This window comes from Streptomyces pristinaespiralis (assembly GCF_001278075.1).
GTDB classification, from domain to species: domain Bacteria; phylum Actinomycetota; class Actinomycetes; order Streptomycetales; family Streptomycetaceae; genus Streptomyces; species Streptomyces pristinaespiralis.
The window spans coordinates 5,764,632-5,782,944 of sequence record NZ_CP011340.1 but is presented as its reverse complement, the minus strand read 5'-3'; the positions used below and the strand labels follow the sequence as shown (position 1 = coordinate 5,782,944).

Genomic DNA, 18,313 nt, shown 5'->3' with positions numbered 1-18,313 from the left:
CGGACCCGTCCGTCGTCACGCGGGCACGATGTTGACCAGCTTCGGCGCCCGCACGATCACCTTGCGGATGCCGGCGCCGCCCAGGGCGGCTACGACCGCAGCGTCGCCCAGGGCCAGTGCCTCCAGCTCCTCGTCCGTGATGGACGGGGAGACCTCCAGGCGCGCCTTGACCTTGCCCTTGATCTGCACGACGCAGGTCACGCTCTCGTCCACGACGTACGCCGGGTCGGCGACCGGGAAGTCCTGGTGGACGACCGAGTCGGTGTGGCCCAGCCTGCGCCACAGCTCCTCCGCGATGTGCGGTGCCAGCGGCGCGACCAGCAGCACCAGGCGCTCAGCCACCGAGCGCGCCACGGGGCCGCCCGTCTTGGTGAGGTGGTTGTTCAGCTCGGTGATCTTGGCGATGGCGGTGTTGAAACGCATCGCCGACATGTCCTGGGAGACGCCGTCGATCGCCTTGTGCAGGGCTCGCAGCGTCGCCTCGTCCGGCTCGCCGTCGACGACGGTGACCTCGCCGGTCGCCTCGTCGACGACATTGCGCCACAGCCGCTGCAGCAGCCGGTACTGGCCGACGACGGCGCGGGTGTCCCACGGCCGGGAGACGTCCAGCGGGCCCATCGCCATCTCGTACAGGCGCAGCGTGTCGGCACCGTACTCGGCGCAGATCTCGTCCGGGGTGACGGCGTTCTTCAGGGACTTGCCCATCTTGCCCAGCTCGCGCTTGACCGGAGTGCCGTCGTGGAAGAACTTCCCGTCGCGTTCCTCGACCTCGGTGGCCGTGACCGGGAACCCACGCTCGTCGCGGTAGACGTACGCCTGGATCATGCCCTGGTTGTACAGCTTGTGGAACGGCTCGACCGAGGAGACGTGTCCCAGGTCGAACAGCACCTTGGACCAGAACCGCGCGTACAGCAGGTGCAGCACGGCGTGCTCCGCGCCGCCGACGTACAGGTCGACACCGCCGTGCGGCTGACCCTCGCGCGGACCCATCCAGTACTGCTCGATGTCCGGCGCGACCAGCCGCTCGCTGTTGTGCGGGTCCAGGTAGCGCAGTTCGTACCAGCACGAACCCGCCCAGTTGGGCATGGTGTTGGTCTCGCGGCGGTAGCGCTTCGGGCCGTCGCCCAGGTCCAGCTCGACGTTCACCCAGTCCGCGTTGCGGGACAGCGGTGTCTCGGGCTGGGTGTCCGCGTCGTCGGGGTCGAAGGTGCGCGGCGAGTAGTCGTCGACCTCCGGCAGCTCCAGCGGCAGCATCGACTCGGGCAGCGCGTGGGCGACGCCGTCCTCGTCGTAGACGATCGGGAAGGGCTCGCCCCAGTAGCGCTGACGGCTGAACAGCCAGTCCCGCAGCCGGAAGTTGACGGTGCCCTCGCCGATGCCCTTGTCGGTCAGCCAGGCGGTGATCTTCGCCTTGGCCTCAGCGACGTCCAGGCCGTTCAGGGAGATCTCGTCGTTGGCGGAGTTGATGGCGGGGCCCTGACCGGTGAACGCCTCGCCCTCCCAGCCCTCAGGGGGCTGCACGGTGCGGACGATGGGCAGCTCGAAGGCCTCCGCGAACTCCCAGTCGCGCTCGTCCTGTCCGGGGACGGCCATGATGGCGCCGGTGCCGTAGCCCATCAGGACGTAGTCGGCGACGAAGACGGGGATCCGCTCGCCGGTGACCGGGTTCACGGCGTACGAGCCGGTGAAGACGCCGGTCTTGTCCTTGTGCTCGGTCTGGCGCTCGACGTCGCTCTTGGTCTGCGCCTGCTTGCGGTAGGCGGCCACGGCCTCGGCCGGGGTCGCGGCGCCGCCGGTCCACTGCTCCTTGACGCCCTCGGGCCACTCGGCCGGGACGATGGAGTCGATCAGGCCGTGCTCGGGGGCCAGGACCATGTAGGTGGCGCCGAACAGGGTGTCGGGGCGGGTGGTGAAGACGGTGATCCGTGCGCCGTCGTGGCCGTCGACGGCGAAGTCGACGCGGGCGCCCTCGGAGCGGCCGATCCAGTTGCGCTGCTGCAGCTTGATGGCCTCGGGCCAGTCCAGCGCGTCCAGGTCGTCCAGCAGCCGGTCGGCGTAGGCGGTGATGCGCATGTTCCACTGGCGCAGCTTGGCCTTGAAGACGGGGAAGTTGCCGCGCTCGGAGCGGCCGTCGGCGGTGACCTCCTCGTTGGCCAGCACGGTGCCGAGACCGGGGCACCAGTTGACCGGCGCGTCGGAGGCGTAGGCCAGGCGGTACCCGCCCAGGACGTCGGCGCGCTCCAGGGAGCTCAGCTCGCCCCATGCCCGGCCTCCGGGCACCTCACGGGTGCCGCTCTCGAACTGGGCCACCAGCTCGTCGATCGGGCGCGCCTTGTCCGCCTTCTCGTCGTACCAGGAGTTGAAGATCTGGACGAAGATCCACTGGGTCCACTTGTAGTAGTCCGGGTCGATCGTCGCGAAGGACCTGCGGTTGTCGTGGCCCAGGCCCAGCCGGCGCAGCTGCACCTTCATGTTCTCGATGTTCGCCTCGGTCGACACGCGCGGGTGCGTGCCGGTCTGCACGGCGTACTGCTCGGCCGGCAGGCCGAAGGCGTCGAAGCCCAGGGTGTGCAGGACGTTGTGCCCGGTCATGCGCTGATGACGCGCGAAGACGTCGGTGGCGATGTAGCCCAGGGGGTGGCCGACGTGCAGCCCGGCGCCCGACGGGTACGGGAACATGTCCATGACGAACTTCTTGGGCCTGGCCACCTGCGCGGGGTCCCCCGCCAGGTCCCCGCTCGGGTTGGGCGCCTGGTAGGTGCCCTCCGCGTCCCAGAAGTCCTGCCAGCGTGCCTCGATGTCGGCCGCCATGGCAGCCGTATAACGATGCGGGGCTGCTGTCTCCGCAGCCGAGTTCATCTCGCTCATGATCCTTGAAGCTCCATCGATCGTCTCTGCCGACTGCCAGCCGATTCACGTACCAGGGGAAATGAAAAATCCCCTCGCACAGGAGGGGACGCCGCGCCGATTCCGACCGGATTTCTCATCCGTCGGGGCTGATCAGCGCGGCTCGCTAAGCAGAAGGCGTACGGCACGCATGGCGTCAGGGTACCGCAGCGGGGGAACAGCCCGCATGAGTGTCCGTTCCGGGCCTCCGGAAGCCGTCAGGGGCGGGTTCCGGCCGACTCCGGCGATCAAGGCGTCCGGGTTACTCCGCGTATCGCCCTTATCCAGGGCAACCCCCGAGTCAGGTTCGCTGACTTCACCTCGATAAACCCTGAAACCTCGTACTGGTTGGTATGGGTCGACCTAGAGTGCGTCAACGGGACAGCTTTCCCGCACCATTCGGAGTCGCCCCATGAACCCTCGTCTCAAGATGCGTTTGTCGCCCGGTCCGGGCCGCGGACTCAGCCGCCAGGTGCAAGGCGGCATCTCCGTGGCCGCGTTGGTGCTCCTACCCCTGCTCGCCGTCGGAGGAAGCGACAGTTTCCGCGCCGCGCTCGACTTCACCACCGGGGTCCTCTCCCTGGTGTCCCTGACCGCCTCCGTCGCCTGGGGCCTGATCGCCACCGACCGGCTGCTGCTCTCGCCCCGCCACCGGCTGCTCGCGCAGGGCATCCACCGGGCGACCGCCATCGCCTCGCTCGGGTTCCTGCTGCTGCACGCCACGGTGAAGGTGTCGCTGGGACATGTGTCACTGCTCGGCGCGATGATCCCGTTCGGCCTGGGCGTCACCGGCACGGAGGCACTCATCGGCTTCGGCTCGCTGGCCGGGTTCCTCATGGTCGTGGCCGGCACGACCGGCGCCCTCCGCAGCGCGCTGGCAGGCAACATCAAGGTCGCCGGCCGCTGGCGGCCGCTGCACATGCTGGCGTACCCGGCCTGGTGCTTCGCCCTGGTCCACGGCCTCTACGCCGGCCGGCCGGCCGCGACGTGGGTCGTGACCATGTACTGCCTGGCCCTCCTCGGAGTCGCCGCGGCGGTCTCCGTACGCATGATGCCGCGTCCGGTTCAGCGCCGGATCGCCGCGAAGATCATGTCCCTGACCGGCGCCGCCGGACCGGCCGCCGCGGACGAGCAGGCGCAGCGCGATCTCGCCACCGCCCCTCTTCCCGGCGTCAGCGGAATGAACGGGACGGGCCGCGCGACCGTACCCGCAGGCATGGACCGCATGGACCGCGTGGACCGTATGACCGGCGCAATGAACGGCGTGCCGTCACAGCGCCCGTACGAACAGGACTTCCAGCCGCCCCTCGGCCAGGCGCGCGCGCAGCCCCCGCGGCTCGCCGCCCCTTCGCCGCAGCTCTACGAGGCCCCGCGCCCTCAGGAGGAGGAGCCGGCGTTCGCGCCTGACGGCGGCAACCTCACCGGCGGCCGCCGCACCGGCATGTCCGCCGCCTACCGCGCGGTCTCGCTGGCGGGCGAACCGTCGGCGCCGCTCGCCGAGCGCGTGCCGATGACCGAGGAGATACCCGTGGTGTCGGAGACCGGCCCGCGGACGGGCAGCTGGCCGACGCCCTCGCCGCCCCGCCCGGCGCAGTCGGTGCGGCCCGACCCGGCCCGGCCCCTCTACGACACCCCTCCCCCGCCGCTCTTCGACGCCGCACCCTCGTACGACGCGCCGCCGGCACCGTACGGCGGCTCCTCACCGCTCGATGCGCCCGCCTCCTACGACACCGGCGTCCCCACCTACGACACCGGCGCCTTCCCCGCCCCCGACGCGACGGCCGCCTACGCGGCGCCCTCCGCCGCGTACGACGCCACCGGCGGCTACCCGCCGCCCGCGGCCTACGACACACCTCTGACCGATCCCGCACCCGCAGCCCCGTACGGCGACCGGTCCTCGTACGACAACGGAAACGTCCCTGCGTACGACGAGACGGCGCCAATGCCCGGCCCCCTCTTCCCGCCCCCGGCCGGAGAGCCCTGGCACGCACCAGCAGGAGAACGACCGTGAACGCGCCCCTCCCCGACGTCCCGGAGGTCCGCGTCGTCGGCCTCCCCCAGCTGACGCAGGGTTTCGACCTCGTCGACCGCCTCGACCTGCCCATGCACCTGAAGGTGCACGGGCCGCTCGAGCCCGTGAGCGGCGAGCGGCTCGCACAGCTCGCGGAGGACATATCCCTCACCGGCCGCGGCGGCGCGGGCTTCCCCTTCGGCAAGAAACTGCGGGCCGTCGCCAAGTCCGCCATCCGGCGCGGCATACGGCCGGTGGTCGTCGTCAACGGCAGCGAGGGCGAGCCGGCCTGCCGCAAGGACACGGTGCTGCTCAACCGGGCGCCGCACCTCATCCTCGACGGCGCGCTGCTCGCCGCTGAGGCGCTCGGCGCACGGACCCTCGTCGTCGCGGTCACCCGCAACTCGACCGAGATCTCCATGCGCGCCGCGCTCGCCGAGCGCGGCCTCTCGGACCGTCGCGGCCAGGCCCTGCGCGCCCGCGTGGTGCGCACCCCGGAGCGGATGGTCTCCGGCGAGGCGTCCTCCGTCATCCGCGCCGTCAACGGCGGTCCCGCGCTGCCGCCGGGCCGCCGCGTGCGCGCCGCGGAGACGGGCGTCGGCGGCGCTCCGACGCTGCTGTCCAACGCGGAGACGTTCGCGCAGCTCGCCGTCGCCGCGCGGATCGGCGCCCGCCGCTACAGCCACACCGGCCTCGACTCCGAACCGGGCACGGTCATGCTGACGATCTCCGGCGCGGTGGCGCGGCCGATGGTCGTCGAGGTGCCGACGGGCGTGCCGCTGCGGTACGTGCTCCAGCTGGCGGGCGCCCCGCCGCAGCCACAGGGGGTGCTCACCGGCGGCTACCACGGCAACTGGATCGACGCGGCCGCGGTCCACGAGGCGGTCGTGTCCAAGGAGTCCCTGGCTTCCGTCGGCGGCGCCCTGGGCGCGGGCGCGATCCTGCCGATCGGTCCGGAGACCTGCCCGCTGGGCGAGGCGCTGCGGGTGGCCAACTGGCTGGCCGCGGAGACGGCCGGCCAGTGCGGCCCCTGCAAGCTCGGCCTGCCCGCGGCGGCCGGCGGTCTGGCCGATGTGATGAACGGCGGCGGGCCGGCGGCTCTGGAGGCCCTGCGTGAGGTCACCCAGGCGGTCAAGGGACGTGGCGCCTGCAAACACCCCGACGGTTCTGCGCGGTTCTTCGCCTCCACGCTGTCCGCCTTCACGGACGACCTGGCGGCGCACGTGCTGCACGGCGGCTGCGGGCGTGACACCACAGGTGTGCTGCCCCTGCCGCTGCCGGGCTACGAAGAGGCGGAGGAGTCGATCCCCAGCGGCGAGAAGATCTTCGTCGACTGGACGCTCTGTCAGGGCCACGGTCTGTGCGCCGACATCATCCCGGAGCTGATCCGGCTCAACCCCGACGGATACCCGTCGGTGGCCGACGCCATGGTTCCCATGCACATGCGGGGCCGCGCGCAGCGGGCCGTACGCCGCTGTCCCGCACTCGCCATGCGGATCGAGCAGGTGCCCTCCCCGGGCCCGACGCCGCCTCCCGCACGCCCGGCGCTCCCCAGCATCAGCCGCAAGGCCCTTGGCAGCGGCCGTAGTTGACGGCGGTCACCCACAACAGTGAAGCGGGCCACCCGATCCGGGTGGCCCGCTTCACTGTCTCTTGTGGAGCTAAGGAGAATTGAACTCCTGACCTCCTGCATGCCATGCAGGCGCTCTACCAACTGAGCTATAGCCCCTTGCTGTGTGCCGCCCCGCTCCCGGGTTTCCCCCGCGGCGGCGACGTAGAGAACATTAACGCCCCTGTCGCCGCATCTCCAAATCGTTTACGACCGCGCCCGGAACGTCCCGGTGTGCGCCGTTTACGAACGAGGGGGCAAAGGGGACTTGTCCGGCAGCTCGTCAGGCCGTCGCGAACGAGTAGAACCGTTTCAGGGTGCAGTGCTCGTCCAGGAGCCGGCCGTAGATCGGCTCGCCCTCGAGCTCGCGGTACGTCTCGATCGGGTCGCCTTTTATGATCAGCGCCCGCGCGCATTCCTCACACCAGTACTGGAACTCGGGATTGACCGGATCCATGTCCCTGACGATCGGCGTACCGCTGCCGCACCAGTCGCATTTACGCCTGTGTGCACCCATCACTCAGCTCCAGCTGTGGCCGCAGGCCGTGCACACGAAGGAAACGCCGCCGTTGTCCCCGAGGACCTGGGCGACATGGACAGAACCGCAGGAAGGACAGCTGAGGCGAGCACCGGCCTCCGCCGTGACAAGCAGGTCATCGGCAGCCTCCCCGGCTTCCTCGCCGCTGGCGGACATCGTGCGCTCCCTCCCGTACCGCCGGTGTCCCCTCCGGCCGTCCGATTCTGCCACGGCCGCGCACAGTGGTCAGCGGCGTTTGCGTACGAGATCGGCCACGCACCGCGAGGAGGGCGGCATGATCAGGCAACCATGATCCGGGAGCAACGAAGAATCCCGCCCCCCTGGAAGGGGACGGGATCCGATTGTGGAGCTAAGGAGAATTGAACTCCTGACCTCCTGCATGCCATGCAGGCGCTCTACCAACTGAGCTATAGCCCCGCGTGTTCTTCGCGCTCCGCGCTGCGAACAAGAAGAACTTTAGCCTGCGACCTGCCGGAAAGTGAAATCCGGGTCCGGGACCACCCCGGGCGGGCGGCGTGCCGGACCCGGCCCGCTCAGGTGTCGTCGCCGAGGACCGGCTCCGGCAGGGTGCCGGCGTTGTGCTCGAGCAGCCGCCAACCCCGCGCGCCCTCGCCCAGCACCGACCAGCAGCAGTTCGTGAGCCCACCGAGGCTCTCCCAGTGCTGGGACTCCAGACCGAGCAGCCGGCCGATGGTCGTACGGATGGTGCCGCCGTGGCTGACGACGACGAGCGTGCCGTCGTCGGGCAGCTTGTCGGCGTGGTGGAGCACCACCGGGGCGGCCCGGTCGGCCACCTCGGTCTCCAGCTCCCCGCCGCCGCGCCGGACCGGCTCGCCGCGCTTCCAGGCGGCGTACTGGTCGCCGTAGCGCTCGACGATCTCCTCGTGGGTCAGACCCTGCCAGGCACCCGCGTACGTCTCGCGCAGCGCGGCGTCGTAGGAGATGTCGATGCCGGTGACACCGGCCAGCTCGCCGGCCGTCGCCGCGGCCCGCTTGAGGTCGGAGGCGACGATCGCGTCGGGGTTCAGCGACGCGAGCAGCCGGGCGGAACGGCGCGCCTGGGCGACGCCGGCCTCTGTCAGCTCGATGTCCGTGGAGCCCTGGAAACGGCGCTCGAGATTCCACGCGGTCTGGCCGTGACGCCACAGGACGATGCGCCGGCCGCGCCCACGCCGGGCGCTCCCGGCGCTGCCGCCGCCGCTGCTGATGCCGTTCAGCGCTGCTCCCCTTCCGTGTCACCGCCGGTGAGCTCGGCGTGCTCCTTGGCCTTGCCGCGGGTCTTCCTGGCGTCCTCCGGGAGCGCGAGCTCCGGGCAGTCCTTCCAGAGCCGCTCGAGGGCGTAGAAGACCCGCTCCTCGGTGTGCTGGACGTGCACCACGATGTCGACGTAGTCGAGCAGGATCCAGCGGGCGTCGCGGTCGCCCTCGCGGCGCACCGGCTTGGCGCCGAGCTGCTTGTTCAGCCGCTCCTCGATCTCGTCGACGATCGACTTGACCTGACGGTCGTTGGGCGCGGAGGCGAGGAGGAAGGCGTCGGTGATGGAGAGCACATCGCTGACGTCGTACGCGATGATGTCGTGCGCGAGCCGGTCGGCCGCCGCCTGGGCGGCGGCGTTGACGAGCTCGATGGAGCGATCCGTGGCGGTCACAGGCAGGCTTTCGTCGGCGGTCAGGAACCCTTCAAGGGTCTCACGGACCGCCGACACGCCACGCAACGATGCTCAGGCCCCCGGCGTCGCCCCCGTCACTCCGGCTCCTCGATCTTGAAATCGGGGCCGAGGACCACCGAGACGTCGGCGTTCGTGGCGGCCTTGCCCTTCTTCACGGCGCCGGCCGGCAGACCGAGGGTCTTGGCGACCTCCTCCGCCTTGGCCTTCTGCGCGTCGTCACCGTAGGTGACCTGCGACGCGTCGACCGTGTCCGCCTTGCCTCCGTCGATGACGTTGTAGCCGCCGTTGATGAGGGTGACCCGGGCCTGCTCCGTGGCATCGGCCTTCCCGCTGCCGTTCTTGATCCCCACGCGGAGGGTGTCGCCCGGCTCGGGTGCGCTGACGGAGCCGCCGAGGACGTCCTTGACGACGCTGCTCGCGGCCTCGTCGCTGAGCGTGCCGTCGTCCTGGACGGGCAGCAGCGCGGTCCTGTAGTCGCCGCCCTTCGCGTGCTCGGCGAGCTTGGCGAGGGACGTGCCGAGGTCCCGCTCGTTGAGGGACGGGTCGAGGATCTGCGCCAGCGTCTCGACGATGACCGTGGCCGACTTCGGGTCGTCCGGGAGCTTCTTGAGCACCGCCTGCATGACCTGGCCGAAGCGCAGCAGCTGCTTCTCCTCGGCCTCCTCCGGCCCGACGTAGGTGGCGTACGCCACGGCCGCCCGCCCGTTGAGTGTCTGGTTCTCGCCCTTCTTCACCAGGGGCTCTTCCCCCTTCTTCTCACCGGGGACCTCGGTGTCGGTCGTCAGGTCGATCGTGCCGACCAGTTCGACCAGGTTCTCCAGGTAAGGGGTGTCGAGGCGCCAGGTGCCGGAGACCTTGGCGCCCAGCAGGGTGCCGATCGCCTCGCGGGTACCGGTGGACCCGTCATCCTCGACGGACTTGCCGAGAGTGGTGGCCGTGCCGTCGTCGTTCGCCACGGAGAGGTTGTCGGGCAGCAGGACGGTGGTGCCCTGACCGGTGGTGGCGTTGTCGACGAGAAGGGCGGTGGACGTGCCCTTCTTCTTGGTGTTGTGCAGATGCACCACGATGACGTCGCGCTTCTGAGGGCCGGCGGCCGCCTCGCTCTTCGTCTCGGAGCCGGACAGGCCGGGGAGCTTGCCCGCGTACCAGAGGTAGCCGACGCCGCCGACGAGCACGAGGGCGAGCGTGACCAGGAGCGCGACGATGCGGTTGCGGCCCCGGCGCTTGGCCTCCTCGCGCCGCTCCGAGCGGCTCTCGGTGAACTTCAGCCAGTCGATGACGTCTTCCGAGTCCTCGTCCGGCTCCTCGATGAACGAGAACTGCTCGGTCTGGTACGGGCGCTCCGGCCCGTCGGCCGGCCGTCGCTGCTCCGGCACGCCGGCCGGTTCCTGGGCCGCGGGAGCGGGACGCTGCTGCTCCTGCTGCCGAGCGGCCTGCTGTTGCTGCTCCTGCTGCTCGGAGACCTGCTGCTGCGGGAAGGCCCACTGGCCGGTGGTGTCGACGGCGGGCTGGGTGCCGGTGTCGTAGCCGTAACCGCCCTGGCCGGACGCGTAAGGGTCGTACCCCCGGTCCTGGCCCGCCGGCGTCTGCGGCTGAGAGGCGTACGGGTCGTATCCGTAGTCCTGGGGGGCCTGGTGGCGGCCGTAGTCCTGGCCGGCGCCGCCGTAGCCGTCGCCCGTGCCGTAGCCCTGACCAGGGGCGTAGCCCTGCGCCTGGCCGTAGTCCTGCGTGGAACCGTAGGCCCCGGAGCCAGGACCGTTCTGTCCGTCCTGCTGCCCAGCGTGGCCGCTCTGCTGCTGTGCGTAGGGGTCGTACTGCTGGGGCTGCTGATAGACCGGCTGTCCGTACTCGTCGTAGCCGATGATCTGCGGCTGGTGGTACGGGTCGTAAGGATTCTGCTGGTCGTTCAACGGTGCCCCTCTCCGCGGCTCATTCGCCGCGGTACAACTGGCGCTTGTCGATGTAGCGCACCACACCGTCCGGCACCAGGTACCAGACCGGGTCCCCCTGGGCGACTCTCTCCCTGCAGTCGGTCGACGAGATCGCCAGCGCCGGAACCTCCACCAAGGAGACTCCGCCCTCGGGCAGGCCGTCGTCCGTCAGATCATGGCCCGGCCGGGTCACCCCGATGAAGTGGGCGAGCGAGAACAGTTCCTCGGCGTTCCGCCAGCCGAGGATCTGGGAGAGCGCGTCGGCACCCGTGATGAAGAACAGGTCCGAGTCCTCGTTGAGGGAGTGCAGGTCCCGCAGGGTGTCGATCGTGTACGTCGGGCCGCCGCGGTCGATGTCGATACGGCTCACCGAGAACTGCGGGTTGGACGCCGTGGCGATGACCGTCATGAGATAGCGGTCCTCGGCCGGTGACACGTTCTTGTGGCTCTTCTGCCACGGCTGCCCGGTCGGTACGAACACCACCTCGTCGAGGTGGAAGAGGGCGGCCACCTCGCTGGCGGCCACCAGGTGTCCGTGGTGGATCGGGTCGAACGTCCCGCCCATCACGCCGAGTCGGCGTCTGCCCGGACCGGATCCGGCGCCGGAGCCGTCGGCCACTATCTGCTCTCCCATGCGTGCAGAGCCTACTGGCACCGGCCGCCGGCCAGGGATCAGCGGTCGCGGTTGAAGCGGGTGGTGATCCACAGCAGCAGCATCAGGGCGACGAAGGCGCCGATGCCGGTCACGTACGGGCTGAGGCTTTCGTGGTTGCCGCCGTGCTCGGCGCCCTCGGCGAGAGTGACCAGGTTGGCGGCGGTGCCGGTGAGGCTCATCTTCAACAGGACCAATCGATCGGGAGTGGGAGTCGGAGACTTCGCGGACATCGTATGCGGGCCTCCCGGGCACGCTCACGCCGACTCAGTCGTTGTGCCCACCGCAGACGCCGTCACAGGGGTTCCCGGAGTTGTCCACAGGCCCCACCGTGCCGCGGCCCCAGCCCCTACGCTGGGGTCCGTCAGGGGGACGAGCGAGGACTCGCACCAACAGGGGGCACCATGACCAGCAGCCACGAGCAGGTACCGAGCAGGCAGCGCAAGCGCTTCCCGGAGATCTCCTCACGGGCCTACGAACACCCCGCGGACCGCTCGGCGCTCGTCGCCCTGCGCAAGCTCAGCGGCTTCGACACCGTTTTCAAGGCACTCAGCGCGCTGCTTCCCGAGCGCAGCCTGCGACTGCTCTTCCTCTCCGACTCGGTGCGGGTGAGCGACGCCCAGTTCGCGCATCTCAACGACATGCTGCGCGACGCCTGCTACATCCTGGACCTCGAGAAGGTCCCCGCGATGTACGTGACGCAGGACCCGCGTCCCAACGCCATGTGCATCGGCCTGGACGAGCCGATCATCGTTCTCACGACCGGGCTCGTGGAGCTCCTCGACGAGGAGGAGATGCGCGCGGTCGTCGGCCACGAGGTCGGCCACGCCCTCTCGGGGCACTCCGTCTACCGCACGGTCCTCCTATTCCTCACCGGACTGGCGCTGAAGGTCGCCTGGATACCGCTGGGCAATGTGGCGATCATGGCGATCGTCACGGCGCTGCGTGAGTGGTTCCGCAAGTCGGAGCTGTCGGCGGACCGGGCGGGCCTGCTCGTGGGGCAGGACCTCCGGGCCTCGATGCGCGGCCTGATGAAGATCGCCGGCGGTAACCACCTGCACGAGATGAACGTGGACGCGTTCTTGAAGCAGGCGGAGGAGTACGAGTCCGCGGGCGACCTGCGCGACTCGGTCCTGAAGATCCTCAATGTGCTCCCCCGGTCCCACCCGTTCACCACGGTGCGCGCCGCCGAGCTGAAGAAGTGGGCGGAGAGCCGCGACTACCAGCGGATCATGGACGGCCACTACCCGCGCCGCACCGAGGACAAGGACACCTCGGTCACCGACTCCTTCCGTGAGTCCGCCTCGCACTACGCCGACACGGTGCGCACCAGCAAGGACCCGCTGATGAAGCTCGTCGGCGACATAGCGGGCGGGGCCGGCGACCTCGGCGGCAAGCTGCGGGACAAGTTCATGGGCAACGGCGGCGCGGCGGGCGGGACCGCCGGCGACGGCAACGGCGCAGGACCGGCGGGCGGCGGCAGCTCTCAGGGCGAGGGCTGAGCCTCCGGGGCGAGGGACCCGCACAACGCCACGGTGGCCCGGCCCGTCGCATACGGGTCGGTGCCGGCCGGGCCGTCGGAATCCGCCCGCTGTCCTGACAGCAGCGGATGCAGTGCGCCCGACACGTCGGACGAGCAGGCCTGCGGCCCGGCCTGGAGGTTGCTGACCCGCAGCTCCAGGCGATGGTGCGCGAGATCGTCGCGGTCGAAGCGGAAGTGGAGCTCGCGGCGGACGGTGAAGAGGGACGCCTCGTCCGTGCCGGGACCGCTGACGGCCGCCCGGCGCAGCGCGTAGACGAAGGTGTGCTCGGAGACGATCTCCAGGGCTCCGGTCCCCGCCTCGGTGACGGTGAGCGTGCCCCGTACGCGCACGTCGGGATCCGCGAGGGCGACCTTCGCGGGGTCGAAGCGCACGAGCCAGCCGGTGGCGGCGTGCCGGCCGTCGGCGGCCGGTGACGCGACGCTCCGGTCGAACTGCGTCATCTGGTCCGGATGGAGCAGGGTGCGTACGGGCTGGACGGCGTCACCGGTAAGGACGTCGGGGTCGAGCGACGACGTCACCAGGTAGTCCTTGACCGTCGCCAGCGCGGTCATCACCTGCGTCTCGGAGAAGTGCTCGGTCCGGCGCACGGGCGGCATGGTGATGCCCGCGGCCCCCTTGCGGAACTGCCCGGCCGGGCTGCTCGCGTAGAGCTCGGCGGGCGAGCCGCCCGGCACCGGGCCCTGCGGTGCGAGCGGGACGACGAGGACCCGCATCTGCTCGGCCTGCCGGGCCTGGGGCGGCTGGTAGGGGTGCCGGACACCCAGGTAGATCGCGGTGCCGAAGGCGATGACGACGAGCAGGACCAGCAGCAGGATCTGGCCGGGGGCCCGTCCGGCGTTCCAGGTGGGGAGGCTGCGCACGGCCGGCGCGTCCTCGCCCATCCGCTCCACTGCGGAGAATTCCTGGACGCGGGCAGCACGGATGAACGATTCGTCGAAGACGACCGATCCGTACTCGTCATCTCCACCGCCGGGGAGCCCCTCGGGAGTCCCCTCGGGCGGGTCTCCACGCCCAGCCATACTTTCAGGGTAGGTCTGGCGGGCACGCGGTAAACGCCCTGGTACACGACAAGTTCTGACGAGTTCTCACCAAGTTGCGCACCGGGTCCCCGAGGGGTATCGGCGGCCGGCGCGTGGGCCTCACGGAGCGCGGGAGCCCCGGCAGACGCGGGGGTCTCAGGGAGCCGGCGGCACCGCGGAGACCGGCGGGGCGGAGCGCTCGAGCGGTGTGGCGACGGGGCCGTTGCCCCGCCCGCTGACCGTGGCTCCCGTCGGGGGCGCGTCCACACCCGTCCGTACCGGCTGCGGGACCGGATCCTGCCGGTTGCTGTTCGAGGCTCCGCGGTACACGGCGGTGAAGGCGAGGGCGACCATCCCTATGCCCATCAGCAGGGCCAGCAGCCAGGCCACCGGCCGGTGCCAGCGCGCGGTGCCGCGATAGGGGCGCAGGGCGCCGCCGTGCCGCCCGTAGGGGCCCGACCAGTCGCCGTCGGGGCCCGCGTCCTCGTCGTCCTCGTCGTCGTGGTCGTAGCCGCGGCGACGGTGGCCGGGGGCGTGGCGGCTGTCGTAGAGGTCGTCGTCGGGAGAGTGTCCCCGTGTGCCGGACCGGGCGGCGTCCGCCTCGGCGCGGGCCTCGGCGGCGGCCAGCAGCCGCTCCACCGCGCTCGGCTCGTGGATCTTGGCGGCCCGTACGAAGTCCTCGTCGAACACCACGGTGGCGAAGTCCTCGTCCGCGCCCCCGCGGTCGACAGAGTCCTCAGGGTCCCCGCCGTCCTGGAACGGCTTGCCCCCCACGTCGTCCGGCACGTTCTCAGAGTAGACCGGGGGGCCCGGTTTGGGCAGGGAGTGCGCAAACTCTCCCCGCCCGGGTGACCCGGGGCGGCGCCCCGCTGACGGTCACCGTGTGTGGCCGTCACCCGTCACGATGTACTTCGTCGAGGTCAGCTCGGGCAGCCCCATCGGACCGCGCGCGTGCAGCTTCTGCGTCGAGATGCCGATCTCGGCGCCGAATCCGAACTGACCGCCGTCGGTGAAACGGGTGGACGCGTTGACCGCGACCGTCGTGGAGTCCACCAACTGGGTGAATCGCCGGGCGGCGGCCTGCGAGGTGGTGACGATCGCCTCGGTGTGACCGGAGGACCAGAGACGGATGTGGGCGACGGCCGACTCCAGGGACTCGACGACGGCGGCGGCGATGTCGTAGGAGAGGTACTCCGTCTCCCAGTCCTCCGTGGTGGCGGGCACGATCGTGGCCTTGGTGGCGTCCGCGTACTCGATGACGCGTTCGTCGCCGTGCACAGTCACCCCGGCGTCCGCGAGTGCGTCGAGGGCGCGCGGCAGGAAGGCGGCCGCGATGTCCTTGTGGACGAGGAGGGTCTCCGCGGCGTTGCAGACGCTCGGCCGCTGCGCCTTGGAGTTGATCAGGATCTCGACGGCCATGTCGATGTCGGTCTCGGCGTCCACGTAGACATGGCAGTTACCGGTGCCCGTCTCGATGACCGGCACGGTGGACTGCTCGACGACCGTGCGGATCAGCGAGGCGCCGCCCCGGGGGATCAGCACGTCGACCATGCCGCGGGCCCGCATCAGTTCGCGTACGGAGTCCCGGCTCTCGCCCGGCACCAGCTGTACGGCGTCGGCCGGCAGCCCGGAGCCGCCGACGGCGTCCCGCAGCACCCGCACCAGGGCGGTGTTGGAGGAGTAGGCGGAGGACGAGCCGCGCAGCAGCACCGCGTTGCCCGACTTCAGGCACAGCGCGGCGGCGTCCACGGTGACGTTCGGCCGGGCCTCGTAGATGATGCCGACGACGCCGAGCGGCACCCGCACCTGGCGAAGGTCGATGCCGTTGGGCAGGGTCGAGCCGCGCACCACCTCGCCGACGGGGTCGGGCAGCGCCGCCACGTGACGCACATCGGCGGCGATGGCACGCACCCGCTCGGGAGTGAGCGTCAGCCGGTCGATGACCGTCTCGCTGGTCCCCGCCTCACGGGCGCGGGCGACGTCCTCGGCGTTGGCCTCGACGATCTCGCTGGTGCGGACCTCCAGGGCGTCGGCCATCGCGAGCAGCGCGTCGTCCTTGGCCGAGCGCGGCAGCGGCGCGAGGTCGGCGGCCGCTGCGCGGGCCCGGTAGGCCACCTGGGCGACCGGGGACATGTTGTCGTAGGGCGAAACCGAAGAGAGCGACGTCATACAGGAAGCGTAATGCGCCGCCCGCGGGCGTCCCTCCCGTATCCCGCAGTCCGAGACGGACCGCCTCGCGGCGCCCGGCTCGTCGACGTCGCGAAGCTCGACGACCCGGCACCCCCCGGCCCTCAGAAGGGGTGCACTCCCACCCGCGCGGCCGGCGGCGGGCCGTAACCCTCCGCGACGCGCTGGTGATAGGTCTGCCGGTCGATGACCTCGAGGCCGACGATCTCCCACGGCGGCAGGTTGGCCGTGGAACGGTGCTCGCCCCACAGCCGCAGGGCGACCGCGGCCGCGTCGTGCAGGTCGCGCGCCTCCTCCCAGTAGCGGATCTCCGCGTGGTCGTTGGCGTACCGGCTGGTGAGCAGGAAGGGGTGGTCGTGAGCCAGCTGTTCGAGGCCGCGGCGGACCTCCTTGAGGGGGGCCTCCCGGCCGGAGACGCTGAGCGTGATGTGCCAGAGGCGGGACAGCACCCGCTCCTCGCCGGCGGCGTCCGGCCGTGTCCCGGCCTCCGCGGTGCCGGTCCCGGTCCCCTGCTCCTGGATCTTCATCCGGTCCCCGCGGGCGGTGTCGCCGTCGGCCCGCCCCTCGCCGCGCGCGTCACCGTGTCCGTCGCCGAAGTCGGCCCCTGCCCCGACGCTGGTCAGAGCCCGCTCCTCGCCCACCGACCGGCGGACGCCCGGCAGCTTCCCGTTCCCTCGGGGCGCATCCCCTGGGCGCGCTCGTCTCACCGGCGGCCTCCCTGCTGCTGCGTCGTGCTGCGTCGTCGTGCCGAACCCCGCGTTCCCCCGCAACAAAGTTGACCAGCCCACGGCGGGGCGTGGGGCGGTTTTGGTAAAGGTCTCTGCCAGATGGCGGGACTTTCCGCCTTTTCACGTCTGGAGGACGACCAGATCGTCCCTGTGTACGACTTCCCGCTCGTACTCCGGGCCGAGCTCCTTGCCCAGTTCCCTGGTGGAGCGGCCGGCCATCCGGGGGATCTCCTTGGCGTCGAAGTTCACCAGCCCTCGCGCGACCGGCCGGCCTGCGGCGTCGCGCAGCTCCACCGGGTCCCCGGCGCTGAACTCGCCGTCCACGGCGGCGATGCCCGCGGGCAGCAGCGACTTCCTGTTCTCGACGACGGCCCGTACGGCGCCCTCGTCGAGGGTGAGGGAACCCTGCGGCGTGGAGGCGTGCGCCAGCCACAGCAGCCGGTCGGCGGAGCGGCGTCCGGTGGCGTGGAAGTACGTGCCGGTGTCACGGCCCGAGAGCGCGTCGGCGGCGCGGCTCGCGGACGTCAGGACCACGGGTACGCCGGCGGCCGCGGCGATCCGGGCCGCCTCGACCTTGGTGACCATGCCGCCGGTGCCGACGCCCGCCTTGCCCGCGCTGCCGATCTGCACATGGGCGATGTCCTCGGGGCCGTGCACCTCCTCGATGCGGCTGGTGTCGGGACGGGCCGGGTCGCCGTCGTACAGGCCGTCGACGTCGGAGAGCAGGATCAGCAGGTCGGCCCGTACGAGGTGGGCGACGAGCGCGGCGAGCCGGTCGTTGTCGCCGAAGCGGATCTCGTCGGTGGCGACGGTGTCGTTCTCGTTGACGACCGGGAGGGCGCCCATGGCCAGGAGCTGGTCCAAGGTCCGGTACGCGTTGCGGTAGTGGGCGCGGCGGCTGGTGTCGTCGCTGGTCAGCAGCACCTGGCCGACGCGGACGCCGTAGCGGGCGAAGGACGCGGTGTAGCGGGCGACGAGCAGGCCCTGGCCGACGCTGGCGGCGGCCTGCTGACGGGCCAGGTCCTTGGGCCGGCGGGTGAGCCCGAGCGGCGCGAGACCTGCGGCGATGGCGCCGGAGGAGACGAGCACTATCTCCTTCTCGCCGCCGCTGCGGACCTTGGCCAGCACGTCGACCAGGGCGTCCACCCGGTCGGCGTCGAGCCCTCCGGCGGCGGTGGTCAGGGAGGAGGAGCCGACCTTGACGACGATCCGGCGGGCGGCGGTCACGTGGGCCCTCGCCGGAACCGTGCCCGCCGGTGCGGGGGCGGCGGGTGGCTGCCCCGCCGGGGCTCCTCCCGAACGCCCCGCGGCCTGCTGTTCCGGGCTCTGTCCTGTCACGCCGTGCCTCGCCTCTGTCACAAGGCCGAATGTATGCCAGCGCCCCGCTCGTGTGCGCGGGCATTCCGCTCGCTGGACAGCAGCATCCGGCCGGCGGCACCTGTCGCCACCGGCCCGGGAAGGAGGGTGCCACGCCGGAAGGGCCTGCCGCGTGACGTGAGTTGACTGTGGCGATGGTTGTTCGATCCGGCCAACCGCTAG

Annotated in this window: 15 protein-coding genes and 2 tRNA genes; 3 read left to right on the top strand and 14 right to left on the bottom strand. The window is 71.1% G+C overall.

All coding sequences use genetic code 11. The features are described from left to right. Window positions 1-15: 15 nt before the first annotated feature. Window positions 16-2,868 carry a leucine--tRNA ligase gene (gene leuS, locus SPRI_RS24575; protein ID WP_005317771.1) on the bottom strand — a complete coding sequence of 951 codons (2,853 nt, stop codon included), beginning with the start codon at window positions 2,866-2,868 and terminating at the stop codon, window positions 16-18. Window positions 2,869-3,376: 508 nt separating this feature from the next. On the opposite strand from leuS, the gene SPRI_RS24570 reads away from it, so the two are divergent. Together SPRI_RS24570 and SPRI_RS24565 are read left to right on the top strand one after the other, a co-directional pair. Continuing rightward, window positions 3,377-4,897 (top strand): hypothetical protein, encoded by a 1,521-nt coding sequence (locus SPRI_RS24570; RefSeq protein ID WP_310650504.1) that lies wholly within the window; start codon window positions 3,377-3,379, stop codon window positions 4,895-4,897. Beyond that, window positions 4,894-6,489, top strand: coding sequence for an NADH-quinone oxidoreductase subunit NuoF family protein (locus SPRI_RS24565; RefSeq protein ID WP_053557315.1), 1,596 nt, complete (start codon window positions 4,894-4,896; stop codon window positions 6,487-6,489). The genes SPRI_RS24570 and SPRI_RS24565 overlap by 4 nt, the downstream gene beginning before the upstream one ends. Before the next feature lie 64 nt (window positions 6,490-6,553). Here the strand turns inward: SPRI_RS24565 and SPRI_RS24560 are convergent. The 8 genes from SPRI_RS24560 to SPRI_RS38560 form a co-directional block, all read right to left on the bottom strand. Further along, a tRNA-Ala gene (locus SPRI_RS24560) sits at window positions 6,554-6,626 on the bottom strand. A 163-nt stretch (window positions 6,627-6,789) separates the two neighbouring features. Next, window positions 6,790-7,023, bottom strand: coding sequence for a hypothetical protein (locus tag SPRI_RS24555; protein ID WP_005317760.1), 234 nt, complete (start codon window positions 7,021-7,023; stop codon window positions 6,790-6,792). A gap of 365 nt (window positions 7,024-7,388) precedes the next feature. Then, window positions 7,389-7,461: transfer RNA gene (locus SPRI_RS24550), tRNA-Ala, on the bottom strand. A 116-nt stretch (window positions 7,462-7,577) separates the two neighbouring features. Further along, window positions 7,578-8,252, bottom strand: coding sequence for a histidine phosphatase family protein (locus SPRI_RS24545; protein WP_037774664.1), 675 nt, complete (start codon window positions 8,250-8,252; stop codon window positions 7,578-7,580). A gap of 5 nt (window positions 8,253-8,257) precedes the next feature. Then, the gene (rsfS, locus tag SPRI_RS24540; RefSeq protein ID WP_037776826.1) at window positions 8,258-8,692 is read right to left on the bottom strand and encodes a ribosome silencing factor; all 435 of its coding nucleotides are present in this window, start codon (window positions 8,690-8,692) and stop codon (window positions 8,258-8,260) included. Between the two features lie 95 nt (window positions 8,693-8,787). Beyond that, a complete protein-coding gene (locus SPRI_RS24535) occupies window positions 8,788-10,623 on the bottom strand; it encodes an LCP family protein (protein WP_005317748.1) in 1,836 nt (611 codons plus the stop codon). A gap of 19 nt (window positions 10,624-10,642) precedes the next feature. Continuing rightward, window positions 10,643-11,278: a nicotinate-nucleotide adenylyltransferase gene (nadD, locus tag SPRI_RS24530; protein ID WP_005317746.1), complete on the bottom strand. Its 636-nt coding sequence runs from the start codon at window positions 11,276-11,278 to the stop codon at window positions 10,643-10,645. 38 nt (window positions 11,279-11,316) lie between these two features. Further along, window positions 11,317-11,484 carry a hypothetical protein gene (locus tag SPRI_RS38560; RefSeq protein ID WP_159039484.1) on the bottom strand — a complete coding sequence of 56 codons (168 nt, stop codon included), beginning with the start codon at window positions 11,482-11,484 and terminating at the stop codon, window positions 11,317-11,319. 216 nt (window positions 11,485-11,700) lie between these two features. On the opposite strand from SPRI_RS38560, the gene SPRI_RS24525 reads away from it, so the two are divergent. After that, window positions 11,701-12,798: a M48 family metallopeptidase gene (locus tag SPRI_RS24525; protein ID WP_005317741.1), complete on the top strand. Its 1,098-nt coding sequence runs from the start codon at window positions 11,701-11,703 to the stop codon at window positions 12,796-12,798. Here the strand turns inward: SPRI_RS24525 and SPRI_RS24520 are convergent. The 5 genes from SPRI_RS24520 to proB form a co-directional block, all read right to left on the bottom strand. Next, window positions 12,783-13,859, bottom strand: coding sequence for an SCO2583 family membrane protein (locus SPRI_RS24520; RefSeq protein ID WP_005317739.1), 1,077 nt, complete (start codon window positions 13,857-13,859; stop codon window positions 12,783-12,785). The two genes, SPRI_RS24525 and SPRI_RS24520, sit on opposite strands and share 16 nt — an antisense overlap. A 156-nt stretch (window positions 13,860-14,015) precedes the next feature. Next, window positions 14,016-14,645 carry an SCO2584 family spore wall biosynthesis protein gene (locus SPRI_RS24515; protein WP_053557314.1) on the bottom strand — a complete coding sequence of 210 codons (630 nt, stop codon included), beginning with the start codon at window positions 14,643-14,645 and terminating at the stop codon, window positions 14,016-14,018. A gap of 90 nt (window positions 14,646-14,735) precedes the next feature. Beyond that, on the bottom strand, window positions 14,736-16,028 hold the full coding sequence (locus SPRI_RS24510) for a glutamate-5-semialdehyde dehydrogenase (RefSeq protein ID WP_005317737.1): 1,293 nt from the start codon (window positions 16,026-16,028) through the stop codon (window positions 14,736-14,738). Window positions 16,029-16,150: 122 nt separating this feature from the next. Continuing rightward, complete coding sequence (locus SPRI_RS24505; protein WP_053557313.1) at window positions 16,151-16,753, bottom strand: hypothetical protein; 603 nt, start codon at window positions 16,751-16,753, stop codon at window positions 16,151-16,153. A gap of 141 nt (window positions 16,754-16,894) precedes the next feature. After that, window positions 16,895-18,001 carry a glutamate 5-kinase gene (gene proB / locus SPRI_RS24500; protein WP_005317731.1) on the bottom strand — a complete coding sequence of 369 codons (1,107 nt, stop codon included), beginning with the start codon at window positions 17,999-18,001 and terminating at the stop codon, window positions 16,895-16,897. Window positions 18,002-18,313 lie beyond the last annotated feature (312 nt).